Genomic DNA, 10,205 nt, shown 5'->3' with positions numbered 1-10,205 from the left:
TCTTGAAACCAGTCACCATAAGCGTTTAAACAACGGATATCATCCACATCCCTGTTAACCAGAGCTTCTAAGAGTTTCAAAAAAGCTAAACCTACCCCTTCACTCAAGACTGATTGATAAACTAGCAACGATGCAGCTTGGTAGCGGAGGTTTTGAATTGAATCAATCGTTTGTTTATCCACAATAGCGTTTTCAGTTGGGTAATGTTTTTAGGGAGTAGGGAATCGGTAATCGGTAATTCAGAAGAGGCAAGAGGCAAGAGGCAAGAGGCAAGAGGCAAGAGGCAAAAGTGGGAGCATGTCACTTATGCAGCAACATTAGTACTAAGGTAATAGGTAATAGGTAATGGGTAATAGCGATGCAGCGCGGTCTTGGGGAGCCAGTGCGGTCTTGGGGGTCTCCCCCATGAGCAACTGGCGTGGTTTCCCCCACTCGCGCTTTGCATCAAGACGGTAATAGGTAATAGGTCTGAAGGGGAGCTAGTCCTGGATGAATATTTGTACATTATCTATAGCCCCCTCATGGGTAATTGCTTGCTCTACTGGAAAATAGTACTAATGTTTCAGCAAAGCAAGACCTGCTCCCGGCAAAAGTTGCTTTTAGTTTGATGTTTTGATGTTTTAAAATGTCACCGATAAACTATTTTAAAGATTTACTTTTTTGCCTAAAAGTACTGATAGAATCTATTATTCATCAATTCTACTCTACTAAGTGACGACACTAAGTGACGACTCTTGCCTCTTGCCCTTTGCCTTTTGCCTAGACTTTAGCTACTAATTTATCATATAGCAATCCCTGTTGTAATTGTGATAATTTTTTTCCGATTACCGATTCCCTATTCCCTACTGCCTACTCCCTAAAATCCAATAAGCAAAAGGTTGACGAGTAATCAAATTCTCATCAACCTTTATTAGACTTTAGACAAGGATAGACTAAGGTTTAGGATTATCTGCCATTAGCTATTAGCCATGTAAGTATTCAGCTATCAGTCATCAGCTATCAGCTATCAGTTAGTCAGTTATCAGCTATCAGTTTGAAAATAAAACAGGTAACCGTTTTTTTTATCTGAGTTACGGAAAGCTGACCGCTGACCACTGACCGCTGACCGCTCAGGGCTCAGCGCTGACCGCTGACCGCTGACCGCTGACCGCTGAATGCTTAGCTAAACCCCTACTTGCTTTCAGAAAACTCAGCGTCAATGACATCATCACCACCGGAGCTACCAGAAGCAGCAGCATCAGGACCTGGTGTGCCAGGATCAGTAGGCTGAGCAGCCCCCTCAGCTTGTTGATACAGGTTAGCACTAACACTGTAGAGAGCTTGTTGTAACTCAGGGGTCAGAGTCTTGATTTTCTCATCATCCTCTTGGCCAATTGCCTCTCGCAGGTCTTTGATCAACCCTTCGATCTTCTCCTTATCAGCTGCTGGCAATTTATCATCGAGTTCTTTAATCTGTTTCTCGGCCTGGTAGGTCAGAGAATCAGCTTGGTTCTTACGGTCAATCTTCTCGCGACGCTCTTGGTCAGCCTCTGCATTAGCTTCAGCATCCTTAACCATCCGGTCTACTTCCTGATCGGATAGGGTGGACGCACCAGTAATGTTGATTGACTGTTCCTTACCAGTGCCCTTGTCCTTAGCGGTAACATTCAGGATACCGTTGGCATCAATGTCAAAGGTTACCTCAATCTGAGGCACGCCACGGGGTGCAGGGGGAATACCATCCAATCTGAAGGTTCCCAGACTCTTGTTGTCAGAGGACATTTCCCGCTCACCCTGAAGAACATGGATTTCTACGTTGGTCTGACCATCCACAGCAGTAGAGAAGGTTTCTGACTTCTTGGTGGGGATAGTGGTGTTGCGAGGAATCAGTTTCGTCATCACGCCACCGAGAGTTTCCACACCCAAGGACAAGGGGGTGACATCCAACAGTAGGATATCCTTGACTTCACCAGCCAATACACCACCTTGGATAGCAGCACCTACCGCTACCACTTCATCGGGGTTAACGGTTTGGTTAGGATCCTTGCCAAGTACCTTCTTGACCACCTGTTGCACTGCAGGGATCCGAGTAGAACCACCAACCAAGACCACCTCATCAATGGCACTCTTATCGAGTTTGGCATCCTTGATGGCATTCTCTACCGGAATGCGGCAACGGTCGATTAAGTCAGAGCAAATATCTTCAAACTGACCCCTAGTCAAGGTCATATCCAGGTGCTTAGGCCCTTCTTGGGTAGCCGTGATGAAAGGCAAGTTAATGTCAGCTTGCATAACGCTAGACAACTCAATCTTGGCTTTCTCTGCGGCTTCAGTCAGACGTTGTAGAGCTTGCTTGTCCTTACGTAGGTCAATCCCTTCTGCGCTTTGGAACTCTTTGGCTAGGTGATCAACAATTTTCTTATCAAAGTCATCACCACCGAGGTGAGTGTCACCAGAAGTAGCTAACACTTCAAATACCCCGTCACCTACTTCTAGAATAGAGACGTCAAAGGTACCACCACCCAAGTCAAACACCAGGATAGTTTCGTTGCTCTTCTTGTCTAAACCATAAGCCAGAGACGCTGCGGTCGGTTCGTTGATAATTCGCAGCACTTCAACACCAGCAATCTTACCCGCTGCCTTAGTAGCTTGACGCTGGGAGTCATTGAAGTAAGCTGGCACAGTAATGACGGCTTGGGTAACGGTTTCCCCAAGATACTTGCTAGCATCATCAACCAGCTTGCGCAGCACCTGAGCTGATATCTCTTCTGGCGCAAATTGCTTTCCTTGAGCTGGGGAATCTAGCTTGACATTATCACCAACCTTGAGAGTTTTGTAAGATACTTCGGTAGCCTCGTTGGTGACTTCACTGTATCTACGTCCAATGAAGCGTTTGACTGAATAGAAAGTGTTTTCGGGGTTCATCACCGCCTGACGCTTAGCAATTTGACCCACTAAGCGATCGCCATTTTTGGCATAAGCTACGACTGAAGGGGTTGTCCGAAAACCTTCTGCATTAGCAATAACCGTGGGTTTACCACCTTCCATTACTGCTACACAGGAGTTTGTTGTACCTAAGTCAATTCCAACAACTTTTGCCATAAGAGTGTTCCGGGTGCCTATAACTACAAATACTGGTAGGGTAGGAGAGGATTAGAGAATTATCCGTGCCTTTTGGTTCAAGCAATAACCGTTGCGAGTTTTTATACCATCGGTTGGATTACCATTATTTATACTGAACTTTATTTGCCAGTCTAATGAAGGGTGGTTTCCCGAACCTAAGATGGGACGGTTCTCGATTGCATAACCGATTATCTACTGATTTTCTCGGTCAAGGGGCAGCAGGAAAGAAAAAAGTTATGGGTAATCAGCGCCATTTTCGATTAGGTGTGATAGTCGGAACATAGGGAAGATCACCGAAGTTGGGGAAGAATCCACCAAGAGTTCTGATTTCCGTCACGTTTCAATTAGGACTGCTATGGTCAAAACCCATGTATGTTTTTTTCCTGACCCCTTTTTGTTGCCTTGCCTGTGTCTAATTTACGAAAATTAACGGCTGTTGGGATTGGTGTGAACCGTAAAAAATCAGTTGTGTTTGCCGTCTTGAGAGTAGTTGAGGAAACTGAAACGGGAGTCGGGAGTCGGGAATAGGGAAAGATAGGGAGGTGTGGGGAGATGGGGAGATGGGGAGATGGGGAGATGGGGAGATGAGGATTCATAATTAAGAACTGCTATAAGTATGATCAGCTAAGTATGATCACCGCTATATCTGTGTTCTGTCATTCTCGGAGATTGCGATCGCGCTTTGTTGTTACACTCACAGAGTTGTTGAGATTTAGCTCTATTTTCTGATTCTTATTAGAAAATATAGAAGCGATCGCCGTTTGTACAAGAGTTAGAGAACTTAGAAATCACAAAAGTTTTCCCAGACTGATCAAACATAGAGCTATCGCTTCTCATATTAATGAGGTACACATATTTGTTCAGCTATTCCCTGTTACCTATTTTTTTTCCATATTAAATCATGCTCCATGCTTCCTGAACCCTGCTCCCTAAAACTCAGGATATTATACCTCACCTACTTGATAAATGCTATTAGGTGATCACGACCGGAACAACACCATTACCAATGCCAGTTCTATCTCCACAATTACAGCAACGGTTAGCATCACCCCTTAAAATTGGCTCAGTTGAGGTCAACAGCCGGGTGTTACAGTCACCCCTGTCTGGAGTAACCGACTTGGTCTTTCGTCGCCTAGTGCGTCGCTACGCCACTGAGTCGATGATGTATACCGAAATGGTTCATGCTAGCCAGTTAAAGTATCTCCGAGAATTACCCAAGATTATGGAGGTAGACCCATTAGAAAAGCCGATCAGTATCCAATTATTCGACTGTCGCCCGGAATTTCTGGCTCAAGCGGCACAAAGGGCAGTGGCAGAAGGGGCAGATACTGTAGATATCAATATGGGTTGCCCTGTTAATAAAATTACTAAAAATGGTGGCGGGTCTGCCTTACTGCGAGATCCAGAAACGGCAGAAGCAATTGTACGATCAGTAGTCAAGGCAGTGGAGGTACCTGTAACGGTCAAAACCCGTATTGGCTGGACTGATCAGGAGATCAATGCCGTAGAATTTGCCCAACGTATGGAAGATGCCGGGGCTCAGATGTTGACCCTCCATGGCCGTACTCGTGACCAGGGGTATAATGGCTCCGCTCGCTGGGAATGGATTAAGCGGGTAAAAGATGTGCTGTCAATCCCAGTTATTGCTAATGGGGATATTTTGTCCGTCGATGCAGCAGTACGCTGCTTGGAAGAAACCGGTGCTGATGGGGTAATGTGTTCTCGGGGAACCCTGGGCTATCCCTTTCTAGTCGGAGAAATAGACTATTTCCTGAAAACCGGACAACTGTTACCCCCAACTACACCAGTACAACTGCTTGAATGTGCTAAAGAGCATTTACAAGGTCTATGGCACTATAAGGGGGAGCGGGGTATTTATCAATCCCGGAAACACATGAGTTGGTACGCGAAAGGGTTTCCTGGAGCAGGGGAATTGCGTCAGAAACTCAGTAGAATAGAGACGGTTGACCAAGGAGTTGAGTTGATTGAAAATGCGATCGCTAAACTTGATCAGTAAGCAATCAGCCGTCAGCCGTCAGCCGATAGCTGATAGCTGATAGCTGATAGCTGATAGCTGATAGCTGAATCCTTACCTTCATCGAGATCAACCGCAATTGTTAATGAAATAGTCTTTTTTTCCAGTATTTGACGGTATAATCACCCAGGCATATTCTGTCGCATATTGAGGCTGCTGGTTGACACTCCCCGTCCTATAAGAACGGGGATTCTTGGATCAACGACTCGTCTTGCTCAACCAGGCCGGAACCAGGAAGAGTAGAGGACAAATCTCCCCGAGCGTTTAGATCATTTCAGATCCAGGTTCCGGTGTGCCCCACCGTACCTTTTTTTTATATTAGATAGATAGGTACTTTTTTTTATCTAAATTTTTCGGCAGACGTTTAAGTCGTTAGACCAAATTACGCAATATGTATCTGATACATATTTTTTACGTTGTCTACTTATGGTTAGATAGTATCTATCTAGTCTTTTATATTTTTCTTTTAGCACACCTATCACAAACTGTCAAGATAAAGTTTAAATAAAAGCCGTCCTATAAGGACAGGGCGCGATTACCCAAAATTTTTGGTAATATCTTATGACGTCTTGTTATCAGCAATCTTGCTAGATAATATAATTGTATGATAGTATAGGTAGAATTTTTTGTTCAAATTTAGGAGGATTAATTTAGTATGACCCAAGTGGTTGTCGGTGAAAATGAAGGCATTGAGTCAGCCCTGCGTAGATTTAAGCGACAAGTATCTAAAGCTGGAATTTTTGCTGATATGAAGCGTCTACGTCACTTTGAGACTCCCATTGAAAAGAAAAAGCGCAAAGCGATCGCTCGCAGACGCAAGCGTCGGTACCGCTAAACCTTCAATTGACACTGTCAACACTCCCCGGTCATCAGACGCGGGGTTTTTTTGTTGGCTTACTCGCCATCACCTGACTGGTTTAACCAACCACAGTAAAGGAATCGGGAATCGGGAATTGGGAATCGGTAAGGTAGATTGGTGTGAGATACCTTAACTTACAGCAACTCCAAAAACTGGGATTCAGTTAATTGGGTAATTCCTAATTCTTTAGCCTTTTCTAACTTAGAACCAGCATCTTCCCCAACCACCAAATAATCAGTTTTGGTACTAACGGCACTAGTAACTTTACCACCAGCGTTTTGAATCAAGTCTTTCGCTTCACTACGCTTAAGGGTAGGCAAGGTGCCAGTAATCACAAAGGTTTTTCCGGTTAATGGTTTGATTTATATAGCGCTATAGTTTTAGGGGATACTTATAACTGTAAACCCGCTTCTCGCAATCGATCAATCAAGGTCTGGTTGCTGGAAATCTGAAACCAATCCCAGACAGACTGAGCAATTTCTGATCCAATGCCGTAGATTCCCTCAATATCGGGGATTGTTGCTTGAGCCAACTGCTCAATGTTAGGGAAAGTCTGGGCAAGGTTTTTAGCCTTGTCATTACCCACATGACGAATCCTTAACCCATAAAGGACTCGTGACCAAGGTTGAGTTTTGGATTTTGCGATCGCATTTAGCAGCTTTTGGGCTAACTTATTCCCAATACCCTTCAATGACACCAGCTGCTCTAGGGTTAAATCATAAAGGTCAGCAACGGATGTGACTAAGCCTTGGTCTACCAATTGTTCGACAATCTTTTTTCCCAAACCGTTAATATCGAGAGCATCACAACTTGCCCAGCGGGTCAGAGGTCTCTTGTCAATCGACTGTAAACCTGCATCTCGCAATCGATCAATCAAGGTCTGGTTGCTGGAAATCTGAAACCAATCCCAGACAGACTGAGCAATTTTTGGTCCAATGCCGTAGATTCCCTCAATATCGGAGATGGTTGCTTGAGCCAACTTCTCAATGTTAGGGAAAGTCTGGGCAAGGGTTTTAGCCTTGTCACTACCCACATGACCAATCCCTAACCCATACAGGACTCGTGACCAAGGTTGGGTTTTGGATTTTGCGATCGCATTTAGCAGCTTTTGGGCTAACTTATGCCCAATACCCTTCAATGACACCAGCTGCTTTCGGGTTAAATCATAAAGGTCAGCAACGGATGTCACCAAGCCTTGGTCTACCAATTGTTCGACAATCTTTTCTCCCAAACCATTAATATCAAGAGCATTACGACTTGCCCAGTGGGTGAGAGTTCCCTTAACAATCGCAGGAAACTTCTGGGATTCTACTAATAGCTGGGATTTTAATACGGATTCAGTTAATTGGGTAATTCCTAATGCTTTAGCCTTTTCTAACTTAGAACCAGGATCTTTCCCAACCACCAAATAATCAGTTTTGGCACTAACGGAACTAGTAACCTTACCACCAGCGTTTTGAATCAATTCTTTCGCTTGACTACGCTTCAGGGTAGGCAAGGTGCCAGTAATCACAAAGGTTTTTCCAGTTAAGGGTTGATTTTTATCTAGCGCTATAGTTTTAGATGAGGCTGCTAACTGTAAACCCGCTTCTCGCAATCGAGCAATCAAGGTCTGGTTGCTGGAAATCTGAAACCAACCCCAGACAGACTGAGCAATTTCTGGTCCAATGCCGTAGATTCCCTCAATATCGGTGACGGTTGCTTGAGCCAACTGCTCAATGGTAGGAAAAGTCTGGGCAAGGGTTTGAGCATTGACACTACCCACATGACGAATCCCCAACCCATACAGGACTCGCGACCAAGGTTGGGTTTTGGATTTTGCGATCGCATTTAGCAACTTCTGGGCTAACTTATGCCCCATACGCTCCAATGACACCAACTGCTCTAAGGTTAAATCATAAAGGTCAGCAACAGATGTCACTAAGCCTTGGTCTACTAATTGTTCTACAATCTTTTCCCCCAAACCATTAATATCAAGAGCATTACGACTTGCCCAGTGGGTGAGAGTTCCCTTCACAATCGCAGGACAAGATGAATTAATACAGCGAGTCACTGCTTCACCCTTAGGACGCACCAAGGGTTGATTACAAACAGGGCAATGGGTAGGCATCTCGAAGGGTTTAGCATGATCAGGACGTAACTCTGGTAAGACACGTACCACCTCCGGGATAATCTCCCCCGCTTTTCGTACAATCACCGTATCCCCAACTCGCAAATCTAATTGGGCAACATAATCACCATTGTGTAGGGCAGCCCGTTGTACTGTTGTGCCTGCCAATTGCACTGGTTCTAAAATAGCCAAGGGTGTCACTGCTCCGGTGCGTCCCACATTAACTGTAATTGCTTCCACACGACTGGGAGCTTCTTCAGCCGGATATTTCAGAGCAATCGCCCAACGAGGAAACTTCTGGGTAAACCCCAATTGTTTTTGTATCCGGAAAGCATTAATTTTCACCACTACCCCATCGGTCAGGTAGGGTAAATCTTTCCGTTTCCCATCCCAGTAATTGTAATAATCCTGAACATCCTGTAAGGAAGTACAACATTGGCGATGGGGATTCACCGGAAAACCAAGCTTTTGCAGCAATTCTAAAGCATCCCATTGGGAATTGGGCATTGGGATGGTGTACTCCTCACTACTATCCTGATTCGGAATATGTAAGGTATAAGCAAAGAAAGCCAATTGCCGTTTAGCAACAATTCGCGGCTCTAATTGGCGCAACGTACCAGCAGCGGCATTACGAGGATTAGCAAATAATGGCTCACCTGCTTGTTCTCGTTCCTGATTAATTCTCTCAAATACATCCAGAGGTAAGAATGCCTCACCACGCACTTCTACTAAACCTGGCAGTTGGTCTAGATTTTGGTCTAGATTAAGTTGCTCTAGATTGAGCCGCAAAGGAATGGAGCGAATAGTGCGGACATTCTGAGTAATATCTTCTCCTGTGGACCCATCACCCCTGGTCACTCCCCGCACTAAACTCCCATTTTCATAGGTCAGTGCTAATGCTGAACCGTCAATTTTGAGTTCACAAACGTATTCAGTATTGAGACCTGAGTCTTGAGAAATGTCACTAGAAATATGACGCTGCCATCGTTCTTGCCATTGCTTAAATTCCTCAAGGTTAAAGGCATTATCCAGACTATAGAGTGGGATATTGTGGCGCACGGAAACAAAACCAGTAGCTGGTTTCTCTCCTACCCGCTGGGTTGGACTATCAGAGGTTACTAACTCAGGATACTCTGTTTCCAGCTCTTGCAGTTCCCGGTAGAGTTGATCGTAGATGGCATCTGCCATGATGGGATTGTCCAGGACGTAGTAGGCATAACTAGCATTTTGCAACAGTCGCCGCAGTTCCTGAACTCGCTGGTTTACGTCGGGGGTTACTGGTGCCACAGGGGTGATTATCCTTGATGGAGATTGAGTCTAGTTCATTGGTCAGATTAACCAGATTAACTATCCAGATTAACTATAGCCCTGCTTGAGGTGGAATAGAAAACTTTCGCAAAGTTTAGTCACAAGTTCAGTATTTCCACTAATTTCGTTTGCGGTCACTAATGTCATCTTGGTATTAACTAAGGTACTTTTCCAAGAGACAACAACAATGGGTCTGTTTGACAAAATTTCAATTAGTCGTCAACACAGCCAAATAACACTCGGACCAGCTGAAGCCTTTGCTGCGATCGCATTAATTGCTGGTGCTGCTGACGGATACGCGACTAATTCTGAGGTTCAAGCCATTATTACTGCCTTATCTCGAATGCAGCTGTTTAGGAGCTACTCAGCTGATGTAATGGCAAGAATGTTTGAACGACTTTTGATGCTCCTGCAGCGGCAAGGTTCTGATCCTCTTCTTAGTGGAGCCCTGAAATCACTCCCCCATGAACTACAAGGAACAGCCTTTGCGATCGCCACTGATATTATCTTAGCAGATGGAGAAATTACCGATGATGAAGAAGAGTTTTTGAACGAGCTTTATCATGCTTTAGAGATATCAGAAGAAACGGCTATAAAAATTATAGACGTAATGTTAATTAAAAATCAAGGGTAATAGGCTTTTTAGTTTAATTAACAACTACGGACTTAATTAATCAATAATTTAGCTAGTTTTGTCAAAATTATTGATTAATTAAGTCCGTAGTTGTTAATTAAACTAAAAAGCCTATTACCCTTGATTTTTAATTAACATTACGTCTATAATTTTTATA

9 protein-coding genes and 1 pseudogene are annotated in these 10,205 nt (G+C 44.3%); 3 read left to right on the top strand and 7 right to left on the bottom strand.

Translation table 11 applies throughout. The features are described 5' to 3' along the window. Positions 1-121 precede the first annotated feature (121 nt). From F6J99_RS34690 to F6J99_RS34675, 4 genes are all read right to left on the bottom strand, one after another. Entirely contained in the window at positions 122-304 is a 183-nt protein-coding gene (locus F6J99_RS34690; protein WP_293119960.1) for a hypothetical protein, read from the bottom strand. Then, a complete protein-coding gene (locus F6J99_RS34685; RefSeq protein WP_293119958.1) occupies positions 301-432 on the bottom strand; it encodes a hypothetical protein in 132 nt (43 codons plus the stop codon). The genes F6J99_RS34690 and F6J99_RS34685 overlap by 4 nt, the downstream gene beginning before the upstream one ends. Positions 433-1,170: 738 nt before the next feature. Next, complete coding sequence (gene dnaK, locus F6J99_RS34680; protein WP_070391749.1) at positions 1,171-3,081, bottom strand: molecular chaperone DnaK; 1,911 nt, start codon at positions 3,079-3,081, stop codon at positions 1,171-1,173. A gap of 380 nt (positions 3,082-3,461) precedes the next feature. Next, positions 3,462-3,698 carry a hypothetical protein gene (locus F6J99_RS34675; protein WP_293119956.1) on the bottom strand — a complete coding sequence of 79 codons (237 nt, stop codon included), beginning with the start codon at positions 3,696-3,698 and terminating at the stop codon, positions 3,462-3,464. A gap of 410 nt (positions 3,699-4,108) precedes the next feature. Here F6J99_RS34675 and dusB point away from each other — a divergent pair, with 410 nt between their 5' ends. Further along, the gene (gene dusB, locus F6J99_RS34670; RefSeq protein ID WP_293119954.1) at positions 4,109-5,119 is read left to right on the top strand and encodes a tRNA dihydrouridine synthase DusB; all 1,011 of its coding nucleotides are present in this window, start codon (positions 4,109-4,111) and stop codon (positions 5,117-5,119) included. 673 nt (positions 5,120-5,792) lie between these two features. Beyond that, the gene (rpsU, locus tag F6J99_RS34660; protein ID WP_008186741.1) at positions 5,793-5,972 is read left to right on the top strand and encodes a 30S ribosomal protein S21; all 180 of its coding nucleotides are present in this window, start codon (positions 5,793-5,795) and stop codon (positions 5,970-5,972) included. A 158-nt stretch (positions 5,973-6,130) separates the two neighbouring features. Here the strand turns inward: rpsU and F6J99_RS45840 are convergent, their stop codons facing one another. The 3 genes and pseudogenes from F6J99_RS45840 to ligA all read right to left on the bottom strand — a co-directional run. Continuing rightward, on the bottom strand, positions 6,131-6,331 hold the full coding sequence (locus tag F6J99_RS45840) for a BRCT domain-containing protein (protein WP_365974871.1): 201 nt from the start codon (positions 6,329-6,331) through the stop codon (positions 6,131-6,133). A gap of 56 nt (positions 6,332-6,387) precedes the next feature. Continuing rightward, positions 6,388-7,236, bottom strand: coding sequence for a helix-hairpin-helix domain-containing protein (locus F6J99_RS45835; protein WP_365974874.1), 849 nt, complete (start codon positions 7,234-7,236; stop codon positions 6,388-6,390). A 93-nt stretch (positions 7,237-7,329) separates the two neighbouring features. Continuing rightward, positions 7,330-9,393 (bottom strand): annotated as a pseudogene (gene ligA / locus F6J99_RS34645) (NAD-dependent DNA ligase LigA); the annotation flags it as partial. Between the two features lie 208 nt (positions 9,394-9,601). Between ligA and F6J99_RS34640 the strand changes: the two are divergent. Continuing rightward, positions 9,602-10,048: a tellurite resistance TerB family protein gene (locus F6J99_RS34640; RefSeq protein WP_293119952.1), complete on the top strand. Its 447-nt coding sequence runs from the start codon at positions 9,602-9,604 to the stop codon at positions 10,046-10,048. Positions 10,049-10,205 lie beyond the last annotated feature (157 nt).

The organism is Moorena sp. SIO4G3 (assembly GCF_010692305.1).
GTDB lineage: Bacteria > Cyanobacteriota > Cyanobacteriia > Cyanobacteriales > Coleofasciculaceae > Moorena > Moorena producens_A.
The sequence above is the reverse complement of the archived record's forward strand: the minus strand, read 5'-3'. Positions and strand labels throughout refer to the sequence as shown.

What these genes read in the sequence shown, in the direction of transcription:
- dnaK (WP_070391749.1), bottom strand. Translation starts at nt 3,081, where the DNA reads ATGGCAAAAGTTGTTGGAATTGACTTAGGTACAACAAACTCCTGTGTA.
- F6J99_RS34675 (WP_293119956.1), bottom strand. Translation starts at nt 3,698, where the DNA reads ATGAATCCTCATCTCCCCATCTCCCCATCTCCCCATCTCCCCATCTCC.
- dusB (WP_293119954.1), top strand. Translation starts at nt 4,109, where the DNA reads ATGCCAGTTCTATCTCCACAATTACAGCAACGGTTAGCATCACCCCTT.
- rpsU (WP_008186741.1), top strand. Translation starts at nt 5,793, where the DNA reads ATGACCCAAGTGGTTGTCGGTGAAAATGAAGGCATTGAGTCAGCCCTG.
- F6J99_RS34640 (WP_293119952.1), top strand. Translation starts at nt 9,602, where the DNA reads ATGGGTCTGTTTGACAAAATTTCAATTAGTCGTCAACACAGCCAAATA.